General features: G+C 57.0%; 19 protein-coding genes. 14 read left to right on the top strand and 5 right to left on the bottom strand.

The annotated features are described in order from the left end of the window. The first annotated feature begins 53 nt into the window (after positions 1-53). On the top strand, positions 54-2,606 hold the full coding sequence (mrcA, locus tag INF68_RS19155; protein WP_109846152.1) for a peptidoglycan glycosyltransferase/peptidoglycan DD-transpeptidase MrcA: 2,553 nt from the start codon (positions 54-56) through the stop codon (positions 2,604-2,606). An 88-nt stretch (positions 2,607-2,694) separates the two neighbouring features. On the opposite strand, the gene nudE is transcribed toward mrcA, so the two are convergent. Further along, positions 2,695-3,255, bottom strand: a complete 561-nt coding sequence (gene nudE, locus INF68_RS19150; RefSeq protein ID WP_008503041.1) for an ADP compounds hydrolase NudE — start codon at positions 3,253-3,255, stop codon at positions 2,695-2,697. 324 nt (positions 3,256-3,579) lie between these two features. Between nudE and INF68_RS19145 the strand changes: the two genes are divergently transcribed. The 5 genes from INF68_RS19145 (at position 3,580) to pckA (ending at position 9,743) form a co-directional block, all read left to right on the top strand. Continuing rightward, positions 3,580-5,715, top strand: coding sequence for an intracellular growth attenuator family protein (locus INF68_RS19145; RefSeq protein ID WP_109846153.1), 2,136 nt, complete (start codon positions 3,580-3,582; stop codon positions 5,713-5,715). A 67-nt stretch (positions 5,716-5,782) separates the two neighbouring features. Then, positions 5,783-6,466, top strand: a complete 684-nt coding sequence (yrfG, locus tag INF68_RS19140; RefSeq protein WP_126786790.1) for a GMP/IMP nucleotidase — start codon at positions 5,783-5,785, stop codon at positions 6,464-6,466. Then, positions 6,463-6,864 (top strand): ribosome-associated heat shock protein Hsp15, encoded by a 402-nt coding sequence (gene hslR / locus INF68_RS19135; protein WP_126786789.1) that lies wholly within the window; start codon positions 6,463-6,465, stop codon positions 6,862-6,864. The genes yrfG and hslR overlap by 4 nt, the downstream gene beginning before the upstream one ends. 17 nt (positions 6,865-6,881) lie before the next feature. After that, entirely contained in the window at positions 6,882-7,766 is an 885-nt protein-coding gene (gene hslO, locus INF68_RS19130) for an Hsp33 family molecular chaperone HslO (RefSeq protein ID WP_161495995.1), read from the top strand. Positions 7,767-8,123: 357 nt separating this feature from the next. Beyond that, complete coding sequence (gene pckA / locus INF68_RS19125; RefSeq protein WP_023309493.1) at positions 8,124-9,743, top strand: phosphoenolpyruvate carboxykinase (ATP); 1,620 nt, start codon at positions 8,124-8,126, stop codon at positions 9,741-9,743. Between the two features lie 164 nt (positions 9,744-9,907). Here the strand turns inward: pckA and envZ are convergent, their stop codons facing one another. Next, positions 9,908-11,254 (bottom strand): two-component system sensor histidine kinase EnvZ, encoded by a 1,347-nt coding sequence (envZ, locus tag INF68_RS19120; protein WP_023309494.1) that lies wholly within the window; start codon positions 11,252-11,254, stop codon positions 9,908-9,910. After that, positions 11,251-11,970, bottom strand: a complete 720-nt coding sequence (gene ompR, locus INF68_RS19115) for a two-component system response regulator OmpR (RefSeq protein WP_001157751.1) — start codon at positions 11,968-11,970, stop codon at positions 11,251-11,253. The genes envZ and ompR overlap by 4 nt, the downstream gene beginning before the upstream one ends. A 232-nt stretch (positions 11,971-12,202) precedes the next feature. On the opposite strand from ompR, the gene greB reads away from it, so the two are divergent. The 5 genes from greB (at position 12,203) to feoC (ending at position 18,268) form a co-directional block, all read left to right on the top strand. Continuing rightward, positions 12,203-12,676 (top strand): transcription elongation factor GreB, encoded by a 474-nt coding sequence (gene greB / locus INF68_RS19110; RefSeq protein WP_023309495.1) that lies wholly within the window; start codon positions 12,203-12,205, stop codon positions 12,674-12,676. A gap of 88 nt (positions 12,677-12,764) precedes the next feature. After that, entirely contained in the window at positions 12,765-15,095 is a 2,331-nt protein-coding gene (locus tag INF68_RS19105; protein ID WP_126786788.1) for a Tex family protein, read from the top strand. 349 nt (positions 15,096-15,444) lie between these two features. Further along, positions 15,445-15,672, top strand: a complete 228-nt coding sequence (gene feoA / locus INF68_RS19100) for a ferrous iron transporter A (RefSeq protein WP_008503050.1) — start codon at positions 15,445-15,447, stop codon at positions 15,670-15,672. Between the two features lie 30 nt (positions 15,673-15,702). Next, positions 15,703-18,021, top strand: coding sequence for a Fe(2+) transporter permease subunit FeoB (gene feoB, locus INF68_RS19095; protein ID WP_109846157.1), 2,319 nt, complete (start codon positions 15,703-15,705; stop codon positions 18,019-18,021). 10 nt (positions 18,022-18,031) lie between these two features. Then, on the top strand, positions 18,032-18,268 hold the full coding sequence (gene feoC, locus INF68_RS19090) for a [Fe-S]-dependent transcriptional repressor FeoC (RefSeq protein WP_024907906.1): 237 nt from the start codon (positions 18,032-18,034) through the stop codon (positions 18,266-18,268). A gap of 33 nt (positions 18,269-18,301) precedes the next feature. On the opposite strand, the gene INF68_RS19085 is transcribed toward feoC, so the two are convergent. Further along, the gene (locus INF68_RS19085) at positions 18,302-18,571 is read right to left on the bottom strand and encodes a YdgH/BhsA/McbA-like domain containing protein (RefSeq protein ID WP_023309499.1); all 270 of its coding nucleotides are present in this window, start codon (positions 18,569-18,571) and stop codon (positions 18,302-18,304) included. Positions 18,572-18,682: 111 nt separating this feature from the next. Further along, on the bottom strand, positions 18,683-19,456 hold the full coding sequence (bioH, locus tag INF68_RS19080; protein WP_109846158.1) for a pimeloyl-ACP methyl ester esterase BioH: 774 nt from the start codon (positions 19,454-19,456) through the stop codon (positions 18,683-18,685). A gap of 36 nt (positions 19,457-19,492) precedes the next feature. On the opposite strand from bioH, the gene gntX reads away from it, so the two are divergent. From gntX to gntT, 3 genes are all read left to right on the top strand, one after another. Beyond that, complete coding sequence (gntX, locus tag INF68_RS19075; RefSeq protein ID WP_126786787.1) at positions 19,493-20,176, top strand: DNA utilization protein GntX; 684 nt, start codon at positions 19,493-19,495, stop codon at positions 20,174-20,176. 61 nt (positions 20,177-20,237) lie between these two features. Beyond that, a complete protein-coding gene (nfuA, locus tag INF68_RS19070) occupies positions 20,238-20,813 on the top strand; it encodes a Fe-S biogenesis protein NfuA (RefSeq protein WP_008503055.1) in 576 nt (191 codons plus the stop codon). A gap of 389 nt (positions 20,814-21,202) precedes the next feature. Beyond that, a complete protein-coding gene (gene gntT, locus INF68_RS19065; RefSeq protein WP_039263070.1) occupies positions 21,203-22,519 on the top strand; it encodes a gluconate transporter in 1,317 nt (438 codons plus the stop codon). The last annotated feature ends 58 nt before the right edge of the window (positions 22,520-22,577 follow it).

Below are 22,577 nucleotides of genomic sequence, written 5' to 3'. Positions count from 1 at the left end.
TACCGCGCGATTGTTTAGAAACTGCCCAAGTGAAACCAAATGGGAAATCTCCGGTGAAGTTCGTAAAGTATTTATTCATCCTTGCAGTCTGTTGCATTCTGCTGGGAGCAGGCTCGATTTACGGTTTATACAAATATATTGAGCCACAGCTACCTGATGTCGCCACGCTTCGCGATGTGCGCCTCCAGATCCCGATGCAAGTCTATAGCGCCGATGGCGAGCTGATGGCGCAGTATGGCGAGAAGCGTCGTATTCCGCTGACCTTAAACCAAATCCCCCCCGTGATGGTGAAAGCCTTTATCGCCACGGAGGACAGCCGTTTTTACGAGCACCACGGTGTCGATCCTGTGGGGATTTTCCGTGCCGCGAGCATTGCGTTGTTCTCTGGTCACGCCTCTCAGGGGGCGAGTACCATTACGCAGCAGCTGGCGCGTAACTTCTTCCTCAGCCCTGAAAAGACGCTGATACGTAAGATCAAAGAGGTGTTCCTCGCGATCCGTATTGAGCAGCTGCTGAGCAAAGACGAAATCCTTGAGCTGTACCTCAACAAAATCTACCTGGGCTACCGCGCCTATGGCGTGGGGGCTGCCGCACAGGTGTACTTCGGTAAGCCCGTTGAGCAGCTCACCTTAAGCGAAATGGCAACCATCGCCGGTCTGCCGAAAGCGCCGTCCACGTTTAACCCGCTCTACTCGCTCGATCGCGCCACCGCGCGCCGTAACGTCGTCCTGTCACGTATGCTGAGCGAAGGCTACATCAGCCAGAGCGAGTACGACCAGGCGCGTAACGATGTTATTGACGCTAACTACCACGCCCCTGAAATCGCCTTCGCATCTCCTTACCTGACCGAAATGGTTCGCCAGGAGATGGTGAATCGCTATGGTGACAAGGCCTACGAAGATGGCTATCGCGTGTACACCACCGTCACCCGTAAGGTCCAGCAGGCGGCTCAGGAAGCGGTGCGGAACAACGTGATGGACTACGATATGCGTCACGGCTATCGCGGCCCGTCAAACGTGCTCTGGAAAGTGGGCGAAAGCGCGTGGGACAGTAAAAAAATCACCAGTACGCTGAAGGCGCTGCCAACCTATGGTCCGCTCCTTCCTGCCGTGGTGACGCAGGCCGATCCTCAGGAAGCCGTTGCGACGCTCGCGGACGGTACTTCCGTCTCGCTGCGCATGGACGGTATCCGCTGGGCGCGTCCTTACCGCTCGGATACGCTGCAGGGCGCAACGCCGCGTAAAGTGACCGATGCCGTGCAGACCGGGCAGCAAATCTGGGTGCGCAAGGTAGGCGAAGCCTGGTGGCTGGCACAGGTGCCGGACGTCAACTCGGCCCTGGTCTCTATTAACCCACAGAACGGTGCCATCCTGGCCCTGGTCGGCGGGTTTGATTTCAACCAGAGCAAATTTAACCGCGCCACCCAGGCGCTGCGTCAGGTCGGTTCCAATATCAAACCGTTCCTCTACACGGCAGCGATGGATAAAGGCTTGACCCTCGCCAGCATCCTTAACGACGTGCCAATCTCCCGCTGGGATGCCGGTGCCGGTTCCGACTGGCAGCCGAAGAACTCCCCTGCGGAGTATGCCGGCCCAATTCGTCTCCGTCAGGGCTTGGGACAGTCGAAAAACGTAGTGATGGTGCGCGCCATGCGCGCGATGGGCGTCGACTATGCCGCAGAGTATCTGCAGCGCTTCGGTTTCCCGGCGCAGAACATCGTTCGCACCGAGTCGCTGGCGTTAGGCTCCGCCTCGTTTACGCCGCTTCAGGTCGCACGCGGGTACTCGGTGATGGCCAACGGCGGCTTCCTGATTGACCCGTACTTCATCAGCAAGATTGAAAATGATCAGGGCGGCGTGCTGTTCGAAGCGAAGCCGAAGATTGCCTGCCCTGACTGCGATATTCCGGTCATTTATGGCAATACGCCGAAATCCGACGTGCTTGAAAACAAGGACATGGAAGACCCTGCCGTATCTCAGGAGCAGCAGAACGGCGTCGTGCCGCAGCCGCAGCTCGAGCAGGCTAACCAGTCTCTGGTGGCACAGACCGGCGCGCCGGAGTATGCCCCGCACGTGATCAACACGCCGCTGTCCTTCCTGATCAAAAGCGCGCTGAACACCAACATCTTCGGTGAACCGGGCTGGCAGGGCACAGGCTGGCGCGCAGGGCGCGATTTGCAGCGCCATGATATCGGCGGTAAAACGGGGACAACCAACAGCTCGAAAGACGCGTGGTTCTCCGGCTACGGCCCGGGCGTGGTGACGTCGGTCTGGATCGGCTTCGACGATCACCGCCGTGACTTAGGTCGTACAACGGCTTCCGGCGCGATTAAGGATCAGATCTCCGGCTACGAAGGCGGTGCGAAGAGCGCGCAGCCGGCCTGGGACGCCTACATGAAGTCCGTTCTTGAAGGCGTGCCGGAGCAGCCGTTAACGCCACCGCCAGGCGTAGTGACGGTTAATATCGACCGCAGCACCGGTCAGCTCGCCAACGGCGGTAATAGTCGCGAAGAGTATTTCATCGAGGGCACGCAGCCAACCACGCAGGCGGTGCACGAGGTGGGGACAGAGATTATTGATAACGGCGAGACGCACGAGCTGTTCTGACAACAAAGCAAAACGGCAACCTCTGGTTGCCGTTTTTGTGTTTGCTCCCTCTCCCGTGGGAGAGGGTTGAGGTGAGGGCATCAGGCCACTACAGTCGCCCCTGCCCCTTCAACCATTCCCGTACCAGGAACAGCGCGCTCACGTTGCGAGCCTCATTAAAGTCAGGGTCTTCCAGCAGATCCATCAGATGCGCTAGCGGCCAGCGAACCTGCGGCAGCGGCTCCGGCTCATCCCCTTCCAGCGATTCAGGATAGAGGTCTTCAGCCACCACGATATTCATTTTGCTTGAAAAATAGGACGGCGCCATGCTCAGCTTTTTCAGGAATGAAAGCTCATTCGCACCAAAGCCCACCTCTTCTTTAAGCTCGCGGTTTGCAGCTTCAAAGACGGTTTCACCCGGGTCGATAAGCCCTTTCGAGAACCCAAGCTCGTAAGATTCCGTTCCCACAGCGTATTCGCGGATCAAAATCAGATGATCGTCGACAATGGGAACAATCATCACCGCTTCGCGCGAAGAGGGGCGCATACGTTCATAAACGCGACGCACACCGTTGCTGAACTCCAGGTCCACACTTTCGACATTAAACAGGCGCGATTTGGCGACAGTTTCTACATTCAGAATGGTGGGTTTTTGTAGTGGTTTGCTCATCTTGATGGGTCTTAGCAGTGAGAACTGGCGTTATTGTGCGATATGCCGCACGGTTTCGGCAATGTCAATCGTTCTTTATTTACATTTATGCAACGTAACTGGGATCAATCCTCAATTCAAAACAAATGTCAAGAGGTTGAAATGTTTCCAGGAATTTGCTGATATCGCGCCATAACAGGCTTTGCTATCATCACCGGTCACTGGGATGCGCTTCAGAATGCTCAAGTTCGACTCCATACTTGCCGATAGCCAGCCACAGACTCTCATTCAATGTAAAGGTGCTACTGACTACACCTGTAAGAAGATATGTAAGATGGGGAAAGCATGAGCACCATTTTGATTGTTCTCGCTGCTATGCTGGCCGGTGCGTTTGTTGCAGGATGGTTGTACAGGCGCCGCGTACAGCGCCGTTATCGTCTGCCGTTTTTAAATGCATTTGCGGGTGCGAGCACGCGTAAACTCACTCAAGACGAGCGCGATGCGGTTGAAAACTATCTCGAAATCCTGAACCGTACTCAGTTAACGCCTGGGCCAACGGGAGCCACCGCTGCGCCCGTCGCGCTCAAGCTTAATGCGCAAAGTGATACCGTGCTCTGCGTGACGCGCTCCATCACGCGCTATGGCATCACCACTGATGACCCCAACAAATGGCGCTATTACCTTGATTCCGTCGAAGTGCATCTGCCCCCGTCCTGGGAGCAGTACATAAATGACGAAAACAGCGTTGAGCTGATTCACACCGATTCATTGCCTCTGGTTATCACGCTTAACGGCCATACGCTGAATGAATACCTTCAGGAAGCCCCGCGTTTTGCGCTGGAACGCGCGAGTTCAACGCAGGCGTCCATTCGTGGCGAAGAGACAGAGCAGATCGAACTGCTGAACATTCGCCAGGAGACGCATGAAGAGTACGCCCTGAGCCGCCCGGACGGCATCCGTGAAGCCATTCTGATCGTTGCTGCCTTCCTGCTCTTTTTTATCTGCCTGCTGACGCCGGATGTGTTTGTTCCCTGGCTGGCTGGCGGCGCGGTGCTGCTGCTGGCCGGCGGGCTTTGGGGTCTCTTTGCCCCCCCGGCCAAAACCTCGTTGCGCGAGATCCACTGCCTGCGCGGGACGCCAAAGCGCTGGGGCCTGTTCGGTGAAAACGATCAGGAGCATCTCAATAATATCTCGCTCGGTATTATCGACCTGATCTACCCGCGCCACTGGCAGCCGTGGATCGCACAGGACTTAGGGCAGAAAACCGATATTGATATCTACCTTGACCGCCACGTTGTGCGCCAGGGGCGCTTCTTATCCCTGCATGATGAAGTGAAAAATTTCCCGCTTCAGCACTGGCTACGCAGTACGGTCATTGCCGGCGGCGCCGCGCTGGTCTTAGCCATGCTGCTGCTTTTCGTGCCGCTGGATATGCCCATTAAATTCACCCTGTCGTGGATCAAAGGGGCGCAAACCATTGAAGCGACCAGCGTCAACAAACTGGATGAAGCCGGTGTACGCGTGGGGGACACGCTGCGCCTGAAGGGGACCGGGATGTGTAATATTCACACCCCGGGTGCCTGGAACACGCGTCAGAGCTCGCCGTTCATGCCGTTCGACTGCTCGCAAATTATCTGGAACGACGCGCCGCCGCTGCCGCTGCCGGAATCCGAAGTGGTGAACAAGGCCACGGCTCTCACCCAGACGGTTAACCGCCAGCTGCACCCGAAACCGGACGATGATTCGCGCGTCAGCCCCGCGCTGCGCTCGGCCATTCAGAAATCAGGCATGGTTCTGCTGGATGATTTTGGTGACATCGTCCTGAAAACGCAGGATTTATGCTCCTCTCAGGATGAGTGCATACGCCTTAAAAACGCCCTGGTAAACCTGGGGAACAGCAAAGACTGGGACTCGCTGGTGAAACGCGCCGAAGCGGGACGACTGGATGGCGTTAATGTCCTGCTGCGTCCGGTGAGCGCTGAATCGCTGGATAACCTGGTCGCCACCTCGACGTCGCCGTTCATGATGCGCGAGACCACCCGCGCGGCTCAGGCGCTGAACAGCCCGGCGCCGGGCGGCTTTGTAATAGCAAGCGATGAAGGCAGCGACCTGGTCGATCAGCCCTACCCGCAGGTTGCGCTTTATGACTACCCGGCTCAGGAGCAGTGGAGCCAGTTCCAGCGCCTGGCGCAGATGCTGATGCAAACGCCGTTCAGCGCCGAAGGGATTGTCACGAGTATTTATACCGACGCCAACGGCACTCGCCATATCGGCCTGCACCGGATGCCGGATAGCGCAGGCTTATGGCGTTACATCGGCACCTCTCTGCTGATGACCGCGATGCTGATCGCCATTTTCTGGAACGGCTTTATGGCCCTGCGCCGCTACCAGCGCTCGCGCACCCGGCTTGCCGACATCCAGCAGTATTATGAAAACTGCCTCAATCCTAAGCTGATCCCCTCGTCTGAGAGCCTGATCTGATAACGTCGTTGCGCGGCAAGATGTGCTACCCTGTCGCGCACGTTTCTTCTGGCTGGAGTTCCCCCTTATGCATCTTGATATCGCCTGGCAGGAGGTAGATACCGTTCTGCTGGATATGGACGGCACGCTGCTCGATCTCGCCTTTGATAACTATTTCTGGCAAACGCTGGTTCCAGAAACCTATGGCGAGCAGCAGGGGATCTCCCCGGCGGAAGCACAGGCATTCATTCGTTCGCAATATAGCGCGGTGCAACATACGCTAAACTGGTACTGTCTTGACTACTGGAGCGAGCGCCTCGGTTTGGATATTTGTGCCATGACCACCGCCCAGGGCCCGCGCGCCGTTCTGCGCGAGGACACCGTGCCCTTTCTGGATGCGCTGAAAGCAAGCGGCAAGCGCCGTATTTTGCTGACCAACGCGCATCCACATAATCTGGCGGTGAAGCTGGAGCATACCGGCCTGGCGTCGCACCTTGATTTATTACTTTCCACCCACACATTTGGTTATCCGAAAGAGGATCAGCGGTTGTGGCATGCGGTGAGGGAAGAGACGGGTTTGCAGCCAGAAAGTACGTTGTTCATTGATGACAGCGAGCCCATTCTGGATTCCGCGGCAAGATTTGGCATTCGCTACTGTCTGGGCGTGACCAATCCTGACTCTGGCCTGGCTGAAAAAAGCTATCTGCGCCATCCTGGACTAAACGATTATCGCCAGATGATCCCCTCACTGACCGTGAAGGAGACGCCATGAAAGAAAAACCCTCTGACGAGGTAAGACTGGATAAATGGCTGTGGGCAGCGCGTTTTTATAAAACACGCGCCCTTGCCCGCGAGATGGTTGACGGCGGAAAAGTGCATTATAACGGCCAGCGCAGCAAACCGAGCAAGCTGGTTGAACTGAATGCCACCTTAACGCTGCGTCAGGGCAACGATGAACGTACTGTGGTGATTAAAGCCATAACCGAACAGCGTCGACCTGCAGCGGAAGCCGTACTGCTTTATGAAGAGACAGCGGAGAGCATTGAAAAGCGCGAGAAGACCGCGCTGGCGCGCAAAATGAACGCGCTGACGATGCCCCACCCGGACCGGCGACCGGATAAAAAAGAGCGCCGCGATCTGATGAAATTTAAACACGGTGAGACTGATTAACCTCACCCGCACGAGAGATGAAAATGGCCCAACACGACCAATTACACCGCTATCTGTTTGAACAATTCGCCGTGCGCGGCGAGCTGGTCACCGTATCCGAAACCTGGAAACAGATTCTGGAAAACCACAACTACCCGCTGCCGGTGAAGACCCTGTTGGGCGAACTGCTGGTTGCCACCAGCCTGCTGACGGCGACGCTGAAGTTTGCCGGTGATATCACCGTGCAGCTGCAGGGTGACGGCCCGATGACGCTGGCGGTGATCAACGGCAATAACCAGCAGCAGATGCGCGGCGTGGCGCGCGTTCAGGGCGACGTGCCTGAAAATGCAGACCTCAAAACGCTGGTGGGTAATGGCTACCTGGTGATCACCATCTCCCCTGAGGAAGGCGAGCGCTATCAGGGCGTGGTGGGTCTGGAAGGCGATACCCTGGCAGCCTGCCTGGAAGATTACTTCATGCGTTCTGAACAGCTGCCGACGCGTCTCTTCATCCGCACCGGTGAAGTGGACGGTCAGCCTGCTGCCGGCGGTATGCTGCTGCAGGTTCTGCCTGCGCAGGACGCACAGACCAATGACTTTGAGCACCTGGCGACGCTGACCGAAACCATCAAAGCGGAAGAGCTGTTCAACCTGTCGGCGACCGACGTGCTGTGGCGTCTGTACCACGAAGAAGAAGTGACGGTTTACGATCCGCAGTCCGTGGAATTTAAGTGCACCTGCTCACGCGAGCGCTGTGCTGGCGCGCTGAAAACCCTGCCGGATGAAGAGATCGACAGCATCATGGCGGAAGACGGCGAAATTGATATGCACTGTGACTACTGCGGTACGCACTACGTGTTCAATTCGATGGATATCGCTGAGATCCGCAATAACGCCTCCCCGGCGGATCCGCAGGTTCACTAAACCCCTTTCCCCTCACCCTAACCCTCTCCCCTTTGGGAGAGGCTGGTGTGAGGGGCAAAAACCCCCGCTTAAGCTGAATCGTTTTCCTTATGTAACTCTTACGTAATTTTCTTACGTGTATGCGATTACATTCACATTCTTTCCGATAAAATCACCACTCTTTAACCTTTTCGGAACATTTTCCCCAACCAAAAAGCGATTCCTGCGATAATCCGCCTGCGCTGTGACTGGAGTCGCAGCGTTTTCCGTTAGTAAGGGTTTTGTCCAGATGCGTAAATCTATGAGCCCCGTCGCGGTTAACAACCTCAGAAAAACCCTACAATTTCAGGCAGTACATATTGGCTAAGGAGCAGTGATATGCGTGTTACTGGTTTAACCCCGCAAGATCTCAAGGCTTATGGTATTCACGACGTCCAGGAAATCGTCTACAACCCCGACTACGATACGCTGTATCAGGAAGAGCTCAATCCAGCACTGGAAGGATACGAGCGTGGTGTGTTGACGAATCTTGGTGCTATCGCCGTCGATACCGGTATCTTTACCGGTCGTTCGCCGAAAGATAAGTATATCGTCCGAGACGAAACCACCCGCGATACGCTGTGGTGGGCTGACAAGGGCAAAGGGAAGAACGACAACAAACCGCTCTCCCCGGAAACCTGGCAGCACCTGAAAGGGCTCGTCACCCATCAACTTTCCGGCAAGCGTCTGTTTATTGTCGACGCTTTCTGCGGCGCTAACGCCGATACCCGTCTCTCCGTGCGTTTTATCACTGAAGTGGCCTGGCAGGCGCATTTCGTGAAAAACATGTTTATTCGTCCAACCGACGAAGAGCTGCAGGATTTCACCCCGGATTTCATCGTGATGAACGGTGCGAAATGCACTAACCCACAGTGGAAAGAGCAGGGTCTGAACTCCGAAAACTTTGTGGCCTTCAACCTGACCGAGCGTATCCAGCTGATCGGCGGTACCTGGTACGGCGGCGAAATGAAGAAAGGGATGTTCTCGGTCATGAACTACCTGCTGCCGCTGCGCGGTATCGCCTCCATGCACTGCTCGGCTAACGTCGGTGAAAAAGGCGACGTGGCGGTATTCTTCGGCCTGTCCGGCACCGGGAAAACCACCCTGTCCACCGATCCAAAACGTCGCCTGATTGGCGATGACGAACACGGCTGGGATGACGACGGCGTATTCAACTTTGAAGGCGGCTGCTACGCGAAGACCATTCGCCTGTCTGAAGAGGCCGAGCCGGATATCTTCCACGCGATCCGTCGCGATGCGCTGCTGGAAAACGTCACCGTGCGTGCCGACGGCTCCATCGACTTCGACGATGCGTCGAAAACGGAAAACACCCGCGTCTCTTACCCGATCTACCACATCGACAATATCGTGAAGCCGGTGTCAAAAGCGGGTCATGCCACGAAGGTCATTTTCCTGACCGCGGATGCGTTCGGCGTGCTGCCTCCGGTGTCTCGCCTGACGGCCAGCCAGACGCAGTACCACTTCCTCTCCGGCTTCACCGCCAAGCTGGCGGGTACCGAGCGCGGCGTGACGGAGCCAACCCCAACCTTCTCCGCCTGCTTCGGCGCGGCTTTCCTGTCGTTGCACCCGACGCAGTACGCTGAAGTGCTGGTGAAACGCATGCAGGCATCCGGCGCGCAGGCCTACCTGGTGAACACCGGCTGGAACGGTACCGGCAAACGTATCTCTATCAAAGATACCCGCGCGATTATCGACGCCATTCTGGATGGTTCTCTGGACGACGCCGAAACCTTTACGCTGCCGATGTTTGACCTGGCGATCCCAACGTCGCTGCCGGGTGTGGATACGCATATCCTCGACCCACGCAACACGTACGGTTCTCCGGAGCAGTGGCGCGAGAAAGCGGAATCGCTGGCGAAGCTGTTTATCGAGAACTTCGAGAAGTATACCGATACCCCGGCGGGTGCTGCGCTGGTGAGCGCGGGTCCGAAGCTGTAGGTAAAAGCAAAAAGGCAACGAAAGTTGCCTTTTTTAATGTTTTCTCCCTCTCCCCGTGGGAGAGGGGCGGGGTGAGGGCATCAGACCGCAGAGACCGCATTTTGTCGGGTGGCGGCTTCACTTTACCCGACCTATAAAAAAGGGTGGCAATTGCCACCCTTTTTTTAACTCTCTTTCACCTGCCCCCGCGTCACCGGTACCGGCAGCCAGGCGCGAATGCTCAGCCCACCCCGCTCGCTGGTGCCAATCTCCAGCAGTCCGTTGTGGTTATCGATGATACGCTGAACAATCGCCAGACCTAAGCCCGTGCCGCTGGTGCTGCGCGCGCTGTCGCCGCGCACAAACGGCTGAAACAGATGCTTACGCTGCTCGGGCTTGATGCCCGGACCGTCGTCTTCCACCTGGAACCAGGCGCGGTTGAGTTCAGACCCGCTGCTGACTTTAATCCAGCCATTGCCGTAGCGCGCCGCGTTGACCACCATGTTCGCCACCGCGCGCTTAATGGAGAGCGGGTGCATGCGTACCTGAATCTCACCCGCCTGCAGGTCGGTATCAATCTCCCGCTCGTAGCCGCTTTCCGCAGCCACCACCTCGCCCAGCACCGCGTTCAGATCCGCCATCTCCATCGGCATCTCCTGCCCGGTGCGCAGGTAGTCGATGAACTGCTCGATGATGGCGTTACACTCTTCGATGTCTTTGTTGATGGACTCTGCGAGATAACCGTCCTCTTCCCCCATCATCTCCGTCGCCAGACGAATACGCGTCAGCGGCGTGCGCAGGTCATGGCTTACGCCCGCCATCAGCAGCGTACGATCGTCCGCCAGCTGCTTCACGCCTGCCGCCATATGGTTAAACGCGCGCGTCACCGAACGGACCTCCGAGGCGCCATACTCGCGCAGAGGAGGTGGAATAATCCCTTTACCGACCTGCAGCGCCGCGTGCTCCAGGTCGACCAGCGGTCGGTTCTGTATACGGATAAATAGCCACGCGCCGCCTATCGCCAGCAGCATAATCGCCAGGGTGTAGCGGAACAGCGGCGAGAAGTCGCCCTGATGGATTTCGGTCAGCGGAACGCGCACCCAGATATTGGGTGACAGCCAGGTTTTCAGCCAGACGACGGGCGAGCTTTTGTTGACCTCAACGCGCACTTCCGTTGGGCCGCCCAGCTGCTGCGCCATCTGCTGGCTGAGAAATTCGTAGTGCTGCGCCCAGCGCAGGCCAGCGTCTTCCGCCGCTTCGTTGGAGTAGAGCGAAATGCCCAGCTCACGGTAGATTTCACGGCGAAACGCCGGGGGAACGACGAGCTGCGTGCCGTCCTCCAGCTGCAGTTTATCGGTCATCAGCATACGGACTTCGTAGGCCAGGACCTTATTAAACTGCTGGAGGCTCGGCAGGATCGCAAAGTTCAGCACCACCAGATAGGTCGTCACCAGGCTGACGAACAGCAGGGTGACGATCAGTAACAGGGTGCGGGCAAACGAGCTACGCGGCGAGAAGCGCATTCGCCTCATGCTTTAGAGCCGTCCGGGACGAACACGTAGCCCAGACCCCATACGGTCTGAATATAACGAGGATGAGCAGGATCTTCTTCCACCATGCGGCGCAGGCGGGAGATCTGCACGTCAATAGAGCGTTCCATTGCGGAGTATTCGCGACCGCGCGCCAGGTTCATCAGCTTGTCACGGGAAAGCGGTTCACGCGGGTGGCTGACCAGCGCTTTTAGTACCGCAAACTCGCCGCTGGTGAGCGGCATCGGCTCGTCTTCACGGAACATCTCGCGCGTGCCGAGGTTCAGCTTGAACTTGCCGAAGGCGATGACGGCTTCTTCCTGCGACGGTGCACCAGGCAGTTCGTTCGCCTGACGGCGGAGAACAGCGCGAATACGCGCCAGCAGTTCACGCGGGTTAAACGGTTTTGGAATATAGTCGTCCGCGCCGATTTCGAGGCCCACGATACGGTCAACTTCTTCACCCTTCGCCGTCACCATGATGATCGGCATCGGGTTGCTCTGGCTGCGCAGACGGCGGCAGATAGAAAGCCCGTCTTCGCCAGGCAGCATCAGGTCGAGAACCATCAGGTGGAAAGATTCACGGGTCAGCAGACGGTCCATCTGCTCAGCGTTCGCGACGCTACGAACCTGGAAGCCCTGCTCGGTCAGATAACGTTCCAGCAGCGCGCGCAGGCGCATGTCGTCATCCACGACCAGAATTTTGTAGTTCTCTTGCATTGTGTGTACTCCCAAAGGTTCGGATAGTCTTTGTAACAGCGTATTCTAAAAAAGTGCACGTATTCGACCAGTTAATTCTGGTATAAATTCTAGTCGAAATTGTTACAAAGCATATTTAACAGCAGCTTATCTGCTCATTTCATCACATAAATCATTATTAATCCTGTCTGTTACACTGTGTGGTACGTATTGTGCGCAAGACAGTTAACCGGCAGGCAGCAAAGGCTTTACCATGAAAACGCCCCTGATCACCCGCGAAGGGTACGAAAAGCTCAAAAAAGAGATGGATTACCTCTGGCGCGAAGAGCGTCCTGAAGTAACCAAAAAGGTGACCTGGGCGGCAAGCCTGGGCGATCGCAGCGAAAACGCTGACTACCAGTACAACAAAAAGCGGCTGCGCGAAATTGACCGCCGGGTTCGCTATCTGACGAAGTGCCTCGAGAATCTCAAAATTGTCGATTACTCCCCGCAGCAGGAGGGCAAAGTGTTCTTCGGCGCGTGGGTGGAGATTGAAAACGACGATGGCGACACCCTGCGCTTTCGCATTGTCGGCTACGATGAAATTTTTGGTCGTAAGGATTACATCTCCATCGACTCCCCGATGGCCCGCGCGCTGCTGAAAAAGGAAGTGGGCGATCTGGCCGTCGTTCAGACCCCTGGTGGTGAAGCCAGCTGGTACGTCAATGAGATCGTCTACGTAAAATAGTCCGAGAGCGCCCTCCCCGGCTGGCATTTTGCCGTGTCAGCCCGTATAACTATCCCCTGATTTTTTCGACTCAACAGATGATAAAGCCATGATGAATGATTCGCTCTGCCGCATTATTGCGGGTGATATTCAGGCCAGAGCCGAACAGGTAGAAGCTGCCGTTCGCCTGCTTGATGAAGGGAACACCGTGCCGTTTATTGCACGCTATCGTAAGGAAGTCACCGGCGGTCTGGATGACACGCAGCTGCGTAACCTGGAGACCCGTCTGGGCTATCTGCGCGAACTGGAAGAACGTCGTCAGGCGATCCTCAAATCCATCGGCGAACAGGGCAAACTGACCAGCGATCTGGAAAGCGCCATTAACGGCACCCTGAGCAAAACCGAATTAGAAGATCTCTATCTGCCGTACAAACCGAAGCGCCGCACGCGCGGGCAGATTGCGATTGAAGCGGGCCTTGAGCCGCTGGCCGACCTGCTGTGGAACGAGCCGTCCCACGATCCGGAAACCGAAGCGGCGAAATTTATCGACGCTGACAAAGGCGTGGCGGACACCAAGGCCGCCCTCGACGGCGCACGCTACATTCTGATGGAGCGCTTCGCCGAAGACGCCGCGCTGCTCGCTAAAGTGCGTGATTATCTGTGGAAGAATGCCCACATCGTCTCTACCGTCGTCGCGGGTAAAGAGGAAGAAGGCGCGAAATTCCGCGACTACTTCGATCACCACGAACCGATCTCTACCGCCCCTTCACACCGCGCGCTGGCGATGTTCCGCGGCCGCAACGAAGGCGTGCTCCAGCTCTCCCTGAACGCCGACCCGCAGTTTGACGAGCCGCCGAAAGAGAGCCACTGCGAGCAGATCATTATCGACCATCTCGGCCTGCGTCTGAACAACGCCCCGGCGGACAGCTGGCGTAAAGGCGTAGTAAGCTGGACCTGGCGCATCAAGGTGCTGATGCACCTCGAAACCGAGCTGATGGGCACCGTGCGCGAACGCGCCGAAGATGAAGCGATTAACGTCTTCGCCCGTAACCTGCACGACCTGCTGATGGCCGCCCCTGCCGGCCTGCGCGCGACCATGGGTCTCGATCCGGGCCTGCGTACCGGTGTGAAGGTCGCTGTGGTTGACGGCACCGGCAAGCTGGTGGCGACCGATACCATCTATCCGCACACCGGCCAGGCAGCGAAAGCGGCCGTCGTGGTAGCGGCGCTGTGCGAAAAATACAACGTGGAGCTGGTTGCCATCGGCAACGGTACGGCCTCACGCGAAACCGAGCGTTTCTACCTCGACGTGCAGAAGCAGTTCCCGAAAGTGACGGCACAGAAAGTGATCGTCAGCGAAGCGGGGGCATCCGTCTATTCCGCGTCCGAGCTGGCGGCCCAGGAGTTCCCGGACCTGGACGTTTCCCTGCGCGGTGCGGTCTCTATCGCTCGCCGCCTGCAGGATCCGCTGGCGGAGCTGGTGAAGATCGACCCGAAATCCATCGGCGTGGGCCAGTATCAGCACGACGTGAGCCAGACTCAGCTGGCGCGTAAGCTGGATGCGGTGGTGGAAGACTGCGTAAACGCCGTCGGCGTTGACCTGAACACCGCCTCCGTTCCCCTGCTGACCCGCGTGGCGGGCTTAACCCGCATGATGGCGCAGAACATTGTCGCCTGGCGTGATGAGAACGGCCAGTTCCAGAACCGTCAGCAGCTGCTGAAGGTGAGCCGTCTGGGGCCAAAAGCCTTTGAGCAGTGTGCGGGCTTCCTGCGCATCAACCACGGCGATAACCCGCTGGATGCCTCTACCGTTCACCCTGAAGCGTACCCTGTGGTGGAACGCATTCTGGCCGCCACCCAGCAGGCGCTGAAAGATCTCATGGGTGACAGCAGCGCCCTGCGCAACCTGAAAGCCGTTGATTTCACCGACGACAAATTTGGTGTTCCTACCGTCACCGACATCATCAAAGAGCTGGAAAAGCCGGGCCGCGATCCGCGCCCTGAGTTCAAAACGGCGACCTTTGCTGACGGCGTGGAAACCATGAACGACCTGCTGCCCGGCATGGTGCTGGAAGGCGCGGTGACCAACGTCACCAACTTTGGCGCGTTTGTGGATATCGGCGTGCATCAGGACGGTCTGGTGCATATCTCTTCCCTCGCCGACAAGTTCGTTGAAGACCCGCACACCGTGGTTAAAGCGGGTGACATCGTGAAGGTCAAAGTGCTGGAAGTGGATCTGCAGCGCAAGCGTATCGCGCTGACCATGCGTCTGGACGAGCAGCCGGGCGACACCAGCGCGCGCCGCGGCGGCAATGGCGGTGGCCGCGAGCAGCAGCGCCCGGCCGCGAAAGCGGCAAAACCGCGCGGACGTGATGCTCAGCCTGCAGGCAACAGCGCGATGATGGATGCGCTGGCGGCAGCGATGGGTAAGAAACGCTAAGGCTGTCAATGCCCCTCACCCTAACCCTCTCCCCAAAGGGGAGAGGGGATCGCACGGTGCCGTCTTTTCTCCCTCGCCCCCATGGGGAGAGGGTCGGGATGAGGGGACAAATTATACCGTAATATATGAAACCGATTGCATAGCCATATTTAAACCACGAATTATCACCCCGTTAACAAATACTCCTCTTTTCGTTTTCCAGGCAATTCAGCAAATATTGAGCCAGGTCAAACAGGCCGTAAATTAATACCGTAAACAACATTCCGTCACAGTTTTAATATTGCTGATAAAAACTATTCTCATTATCATCCCATAGTAGATAATTTAACCTTTCGTGGAATCAGGCGTTATGCAATTCACTCCAGACAGTGCATGGAAGATTACCGGTTTTACCCGCGAAATTAGCCCAGCCTATCGGCAAAAGCTGCTGTCGCTGGGCATGCTTCCCGGCTCGTCATTCCAGGTCGTGCGCGTGGCGCCGCTGGGCGATCCGGTTCACATCGAAACCCGCCGCGTGAATCTGGTGCTGCGTAAGAAAGACCTCGCGTTAATAGAAGTCGAAGCCTTATCCCGATAACAAGCCAGCGGTTTCAGTGAGTCTAAAAAAATGAAAAAGTTAACTATTGGCTTAATTGGCAATCCTAATTCCGGCAAGACTACGCTTTTTAACCAGCTGACCGGAGCCCGCCAGCGCGTGGGCAACTGGGCGGGCGTGACGGTTGAGCGTAAAGAGGGCCAGTTCACGACAACGGACAACCAGGTGACGCTGGTTGACCTTCCCGGCACCTATTCGTTAACCACCATATCGTCGCAAACTTCGCTCGATGAGCAGATTGCCTGCCACTATATTCTTGGCGGCGACGCGGACCTGCTGATCAACGTGGTCGACGCCTCCAATCTCGAGCGTAACCTTTATCTGACGCTGCAGCTGCTGGAGCTGGGGATCCCCTGCATTGTGGCGCTCAACATGCTCGACATTGCGGAGAAACAAAAGCTGCGTATCGACGTCGATGCCCTCTCCGCGCGCCTGGGATGCCCGGTCGTTCCGCTGGTCTCGACGCGCGCTCGCGGTATTGATGCGCTGAAGCTGGCCATCGACCGTCACCAGGGAAATCATGATATTGAGCTGGTGCATTACGCGAAGCCTCTCCTGCGCGAAGCCAACGTGCTGGCGCAGGAGATGGACAAAAGCATGCCTGCAAAACAGCGCCTGTGGCTCGGCCTGCAGATGCTGGAAGGGGATATCTACAGCCGCGCTTACGCCGGGCATGCGGCCGATAAGCTGGACGCGACGGTGGCCCGTCTTAGCGACGAGCTGGACGACCCGGCGCTGCACATCGCCGATGCGCGTTACCAGGCCATCGCCTCGATTTGCGACGTTGTCAGCAACGCTCTGACGGCAGAGCCCAGCCGCTTTACGGCGGCGGTGGATAGGGTTGTGCTTAACCGCTTCCTCGGTTTGCCCATCTTCCTGCTGGTGATGTACGTGATGTTCCTGCTCGCCATTAACATCGGCGGCGCCCTCCAGCCCATTTTCGACGCCGGTTCCGTCGCGGTCTTCGTCCACGGAATTCAGTGGGTAGGTTACACCCTCCACTTCCCCGAATGGTTAACCATCTTCCTCGCACAAGGGATCGGCGGCGGTATCAATACCGTTCTGCCTCTGGTGCCGCAGATCGGCATGATGTATCTGTTTCTCTCGTTCCTGGAAGATTCCGGCTACATGGCCCGCGCCGCGTTCGTGATGGATCGTCTGATGCAGGCGCTGGGCCTGCCGGGTAAATCCTTCGTCCCGCTGATTGTCGGCTTCGGCTGTAACGTGCCTTCGGTGATGGGCGCACGCACCCTGGATGCGCCGCGTGAACGTCTGATGACCATTATGATGGCGCCGTTTATGTCCTGCGGTGCCAGACTGGCGATCTTTGCGGTCTTTGCGGCAGCCTTCTTTGGCCAGCAGGGCGCGCTGGCGGTCTTCTCGCTGTATGTGCTGGGCATCGTGATGGCGATCCTCACCGGTTTAATGCTCAAGCACACCATCATGCGCGGTGAAGCGTCGCCGTTTGTGATGGAGCTGCCGGTGTATCACGTGCCGCATCTGAAAAGTCTGGCGATCCAGACATGGCAGCGCCTGAAGGGCTTTGTGCTGCGCGCCGGTAAGGTGATTGTCATCGTCAGCATTTTCCTGAGCGCGCTGAACAGCTTCACCCTCAGCGGGCAGGCGGCGGATAATATCAACGACTCTGCCCTCGCCTCCGTCAGCCGCGTCATCACGCCGGTCTTCAAACCGATTGGCGTGCATGAGGATAACTGGCAGGCAACCGTCGGCCTGTTCACCGGCGCGATGGCAAAAGAGGTGGTTGTCGGTACCCTGAATACGCTCTACACCGCCGAGAACATTCAGGAGCAGGAATTTAATCCGGCAGAGTTTCATCTCGGTCATGAACTGCTGGGTGCCGTTGAGGAGACCTGGCAGAGCCTGAAAGACACCTTCAGCCTGAGCGTGCTGGCGAACCCTATTGAGGCCAGCAAAGGTGACGGCGAAATGGCGACGGGTGCAATGGGCGTGATGGGCGAGAAATTTGGCAGCGCGTCCGCGGCCTACAGCTACCTAATCTTTGTTCTGCTCTACATTCCGTGCATCTCCGTGATGGGGGCGATTGCCCGCGAGTCCAGCCGCGGCTGGATGGGCTTCTCCATCCTGTGGGGGTTAAACATTGCGTACTCGCTGTCGACGCTCTTTTATCAAACCGTTAACTTCAGCCAGCATCCGCGCTACAGCCTGGTCTGCATTCTCGCGGTTGTACTGTTTAACGTGATAGTGCTCGGCCTGCTGCGGCGTGCGCGCAGCCGCGTCGACATCGACCTGCTGGCAAACCGTAAAACCGCCGCGACCTGCTGCAGCAGCCCGGCGGGCGACTGTCACTAAGGAGCAAACCATGGCATCGTTGATTCAGGTTCGTGACCTGCTGGCACTGCAAGGGCGAATGGAGGCGAAACAGCTGAGCCTCAGCCTGCATACGCCGCAGCCGATGATCGATGCCATGCTGGAAAGACTGGAAGCCATGGGGAAAGCCGTGCGGATTCAGGAAGACGCGGACGGCTGTCTCTCCGGCAGCTGTAAAAGCTGTCCGGAAGGAAAGGCCTGCCTCAGGGAGTGGTGGGCGCTGCGTTAACAAAGCCGGGCAGCGATGCCCGGCTTTATCGTATTACTTGTAGACGTCCGCCGTTGCGCGTACGTTTTTGGTCTGCTTTTCAGCGCTGGTGACGACGTAGTACGTTCCGCCCAGCTCATCCGCTTTCTTCGACAGCTCTTTTCTCGCGTCCATCGGCGCGGTGGTGTCAGACGTAGAAATCTCACCAATTTTCGTCAAATTCATACCGGCAACTTTATCTTTTTCCAGCTCTTTTGCCGCAAAGACGCCAAATGACAGTGACCCAATAACCAGAGAAGTGACAATACCTGTAACAAGTTTCATAGCCTGACTCTCCATAGGATTGTTGTTTTGATTATCGTAGGCAGAACAACCGCAACGACATCTGGAGTATGGTTGCGGTGTGTTATTTTTTCCAGGATGGATAGAAAATAATCAGTCTAAACGTTGACTTAACGCAATGAGCGCTGAACAAAATTCCGTCGGATGAGAGATAAACGGGGCATGCGCGGCTTTGGCAACGATCTGCGATTCGCTGTCCGGCCAGAGCGAATCCAGCAGCGGAACCACTTTGCGCGGCACAATCCCGTCGAGATAACCGTAGATGCGCAGGTGCGGCACTGTCAGAGCTGCCAGCGGCTCGCGCAGGTCAACCGTTTTCAGGAGCTCAAGACCGCCGTTAAGCACCTCAACCTCCGGCATCGGCAGCGAAAGCACGGTCTGCTTCAGCGTTCGGGCATCCTTACGCGCGGTGTCAGTGCCCATTGTCTGCAATGCCAGGAACCGCTCTACGGTCCGCTGGAAATCGTCGCTCAGCTGCTGCTGGAAGCCCGCCAGCACGTCAGGCTTGATCCCGGGCCACTCTTCCTTCGCGCTAAAACAGGGCGATGACGCCACCGTCACCAGCGCTTTTACGCGGTCAGGCCGCGACAGCGCAATCTGGCTCGCCACCAGCCCGCCCAGGCTCCAGCCCAGCCAAACCGCGTTTTGCGGCGCAGCGTCCAGAACCTGCTGCGCCATCTCATCAAGCGACAACGCGCCATACCCGCGGCTGCGGCCAAAGCCGGGTAAGTCCACCAGATGCAGCGTAAAATGCGAGGCGAGTTCCTCACGTATGCAATTCCATATCTCTGCATTCAGGCCCCATCCGTGCAGCAGCACAAGATGGCAATTTCCTGTCCCGACGGTCTGCCACCACAGCGTCTTCATCAGTTACTGTTCTCTTTTTTCACATGGAGGTTGCACATGCTAACAGTACCCGGCTTGTGCTGGCTATGCCAAATGCCGCTGGCGCTCAGCGGGTGGGGCGTCTGCTCCGTCTGCACGCGATCGCTGGAATGGCGTATCGGGATCTGTCCACAATGTGGTTTACCGGCCACAAACCCCTCGTTGCCCTGTGGCCGCTGCCTGAAAAAATCCCCGCCGTGGAGCGCGCTGGTGGCCGTGGATGATTATGTTCCGCCGCTGAACAGGCTGATCCACGCGCTGAAGTTTTCCGGGCAGAGCTCGCTGGCACAGCCCCTTGCCAGACTGCTGTTGCTGGCGGTTTTACAGGCGCGACGTCACCGGTCACTGCCGAAAATCGACATGGTGGTGAATGTCCCTTTATATCGACGTCGGCACTGGCGGCGCGGTTATAACCAGAGTGATCTGATCTGCCGTCCCCTCGCACGGTGGCTCGGCTGCCGGTATGAGGCCCACGCGCTGACACGCGTTCATGCCACCGCCATCCAGCATCAGCTCAGCGCCCGGCTTCGCAAAAGAAACCTCAAAAATGCCTTTCGCCTTGAATTGCCGGTCGACGGTCTCCATATCGCGATTGTGGATGATGTCGTCACCACGGGCAGTACCGTTACTGAACTTTCCCGACTGCTTTTGCGAAGCGGCGCCGCATCGGTTCAGGTATGGTGTCTGTGCCGTACCTTGTAGCCCTTCTTCAATGGGCGTATGATTATACCCAGGTAATTTAGTCAACTATTAGGCCAAAGCTATGATCCGTATTTCCGATTCTGCACAAGCGCACTTTGCCAAACTGCTGGCAAATCAGGAAGAAGGGACGCAGATCCGCGTGTTTGTGATTAATCCAGGCACTCCGAATGCAGAATGTGGTGTTTCTTATTGTCCTCCGGACGCTGTGGAAGCCACCGACACTGCCCTTAAATTTGAGCAGCTCACCGCCTACGTTGATGAGCTGAGCGCACCGTATCTTGAAGATGCGGAGATCGACTTCGTCACCGACCAGCTGGGTTCTCAGCTGACCCTGAAAGCACCGAACGCGAAAATGCGTAAAGTGTCTGACGATGCCCCGCTGATGGAGCGCGTTGAGTATCTGCTGCAATCCCAGATTAACCCACAGCTGGCGGGCCACGGCGGTCGTGTTTCCCTGATGGAAATCACCGACGAAGGTTTTGCCATTCTGCAGTTTGGCGGCGGCTGTAACGGCTGTTCCATGGTCGATGTGACGCTGAAAGAAGGGATCGAGAAGCAGCTGCTGAACGAGTTCCCGGAACTGAAAGGCGTGCGTGACCTGACCGAGCACCAGCGCGGCGAGCACTCTTACTACTAATTCAGTATCCGTCTGTATCGCCCGGTAGCGCTGCGCTTGCCGGGCCTACAGAAATAGTGAGGTCTGATGCCCTCACCCCGCCCCTCTCCCACGGGAGAGGGTGAAAACATTAAAAACGGTAACCTCATGGTTACCGTTTTGCGTTTACCTCCCATATGTTGACCTGCGTCTCATAATTCAAATTTACCCTCCCAGGGTGATTCTCAATCAAGTCATGTTACCCGTATCATTCTCGTGGGCACTCAGCATCCTTATAACAGCCGACTAAACTTAATGGTTTCGAAGGCATCAGTATGAGTGCCGTTAACACTCTGTTCCCAGTTGGGACAATCGGAATTTGTCGTTGAAACAATGACGTTACCCATAACAATTCAAAGGCCAGGTAAATCATGCCATTAGTCATCGTTGCTATCGGTGTTGTGTTATTACTGCTCTTGATGATCCGCTTCAAAATGAACGGATTTATCGCTCTGGTTCTGGTGGCACTTGCAGTCGGTCTGATGCAGGGTATGCCGCTGGTTAAAGTTATCAGTTCCATCAAAGCCGGCGTCGGCGGCACGCTCGGCAGCCTGGCGCTGATCATGGGCTTCGGCGCCATGCTCGGCAAAATGCTGGCAGACTGCGGGGGCGCGCAGCGTATCGCCACCACGCTGATTGCCAAATTTGGCAAGAAGAACATCCAGTGGGCGGTGGTATTAACCGGTTTTACCGTCGGCTTCGCGCTGTTCTATGAAGTGGGCTTCGTGCTGATGCTGCCGCTGGTGTTCACCATCGCGGCTGCGGCAAACATCCCGCTGCTGTATGTCGGTGTGCCAATGGCTGCGGCGCTGTCCGTGACTCACGGCTTCCTGCCGCCGCACCCGGGTCCAACCGCTATCGCAACCATCTTCCACGCGGATATGGGTAAAACCCTGCTGTTCGGTACGATTCTGGCGATCCCAACCGTGATTCTGGCGGGCCCGGTTTATGCCCGCTTCCTGAAAGGCATTGATAAGCCGATTCCGGAAGGTCTCTACAGCGCCAAAACCTTCACCGAAGAAGAGATGCCTGGCTTTGGCGTCAGCGTCTGGACCTCTCTGGTACCGGTGATCCTGATGGCGATGCGCGCCGTGGCAGAGATGATCCTGCCGAAAGGTCATCCGTTCCTGTCCGTTGCGGAATTCCTGGGTGACCCGGTAATGGCAACGCTGATTGCCGTGCTGATCGCGATGTTCACCTTCGGCCTGAACCGCGGCCGTTCAATGGATCAGATCAACGATACGCTGACCTCTTCCATCAAAATCATTGCCATGATGCTCCTGATCATCGGCGGCGGCGGTGCATTCAAGCAGGTTCTGGTCGACAGCGGCGTGGACAAATACATCGCTGCCATGATGCATGAAACCAACGTATCGCCGCTCCTGATGGCCTGGTCTATTGCCGCGGTTCTGCGTATTGCGCTGGGTTCTGCGACCGTTGCGGCGATCACCGCGGGCGGTATCGTTGCCCCGCTGATTGCGACCACGGGCGTAAGCCCTGAGCTGATGGTTATTGCCGTCGGTTCCGGTAGCGTGATTTTCTCTCACGTTAACGACCCTGGCTTCTGGCTGTTCAAGGAGTACTTCAACCTGACGATCGGTGAAACCATCAAGTCCTGGTCCGCGCTGGAAACCATTATTTCGGTGTGTGGTCTGGTCGGGGTGCTGCTGTTGAATATGGTGGTTTGATGTAAAAAAGCCGGGTGGCGCTGACGCTTACCCGGCCTACTCGATCCATGCAGGCCCG

It is taken from the genome of Enterobacter cloacae complex sp. P16RS2 (assembly GCF_014982155.1).
Classification (GTDB): Bacteria; Pseudomonadota; Gammaproteobacteria; order Enterobacterales; family Enterobacteriaceae; genus Enterobacter; species Enterobacter cloacae_M.
This window is presented reverse-complemented; position numbering and strand designations above follow the sequence as displayed.

Bases quoted from the DNA above. Each gene is read 5' to 3' on its own strand.
- ompR (WP_001157751.1), bottom strand. From the start codon at position 11,970: ATGCAAGAGAACTACAAAATTCTGGTCGTGGATGACGACATGCGCCTG.
- hslO (WP_161495995.1), top strand. From the start codon at position 6,882: ATGAAAATGGCCCAACACGACCAATTACACCGCTATCTGTTTGAACAA.
- envZ (WP_023309494.1), bottom strand. From the start codon at position 11,254: ATGAGGCGAATGCGCTTCTCGCCGCGTAGCTCGTTTGCCCGCACCCTG.
- feoC (WP_024907906.1), top strand. From the start codon at position 18,032: ATGGCATCGTTGATTCAGGTTCGTGACCTGCTGGCACTGCAAGGGCGA.
- pckA (WP_023309493.1), top strand. From the start codon at position 8,124: ATGCGTGTTACTGGTTTAACCCCGCAAGATCTCAAGGCTTATGGTATT.
- hslR (WP_126786789.1), top strand. From the start codon at position 6,463: ATGAAAGAAAAACCCTCTGACGAGGTAAGACTGGATAAATGGCTGTGG.
- bioH (WP_109846158.1), bottom strand. From the start codon at position 19,456: ATGAAGACGCTGTGGTGGCAGACCGTCGGGACAGGAAATTGCCATCTT.
- gntT (WP_039263070.1), top strand. From the start codon at position 21,203: ATGCCATTAGTCATCGTTGCTATCGGTGTTGTGTTATTACTGCTCTTG.
- INF68_RS19085 (WP_023309499.1), bottom strand. From the start codon at position 18,571: ATGAAACTTGTTACAGGTATTGTCACTTCTCTGGTTATTGGGTCACTG.
- yrfG (WP_126786790.1), top strand. From the start codon at position 5,783: ATGCATCTTGATATCGCCTGGCAGGAGGTAGATACCGTTCTGCTGGAT.
- nfuA (WP_008503055.1), top strand. From the start codon at position 20,238: ATGATCCGTATTTCCGATTCTGCACAAGCGCACTTTGCCAAACTGCTG.
- greB (WP_023309495.1), top strand. From the start codon at position 12,203: ATGAAAACGCCCCTGATCACCCGCGAAGGGTACGAAAAGCTCAAAAAA.
- feoB (WP_109846157.1), top strand. From the start codon at position 15,703: ATGAAAAAGTTAACTATTGGCTTAATTGGCAATCCTAATTCCGGCAAG.
- nudE (WP_008503041.1), bottom strand. From the start codon at position 3,255: ATGAGCAAACCACTACAAAAACCCACCATTCTGAATGTAGAAACTGTC.
- feoA (WP_008503050.1), top strand. From the start codon at position 15,445: ATGCAATTCACTCCAGACAGTGCATGGAAGATTACCGGTTTTACCCGC.
- INF68_RS19105 (WP_126786788.1), top strand. From the start codon at position 12,765: ATGATGAATGATTCGCTCTGCCGCATTATTGCGGGTGATATTCAGGCC.
- INF68_RS19145 (WP_109846153.1), top strand. From the start codon at position 3,580: ATGAGCACCATTTTGATTGTTCTCGCTGCTATGCTGGCCGGTGCGTTT.
- gntX (WP_126786787.1), top strand. From the start codon at position 19,493: ATGCTAACAGTACCCGGCTTGTGCTGGCTATGCCAAATGCCGCTGGCG.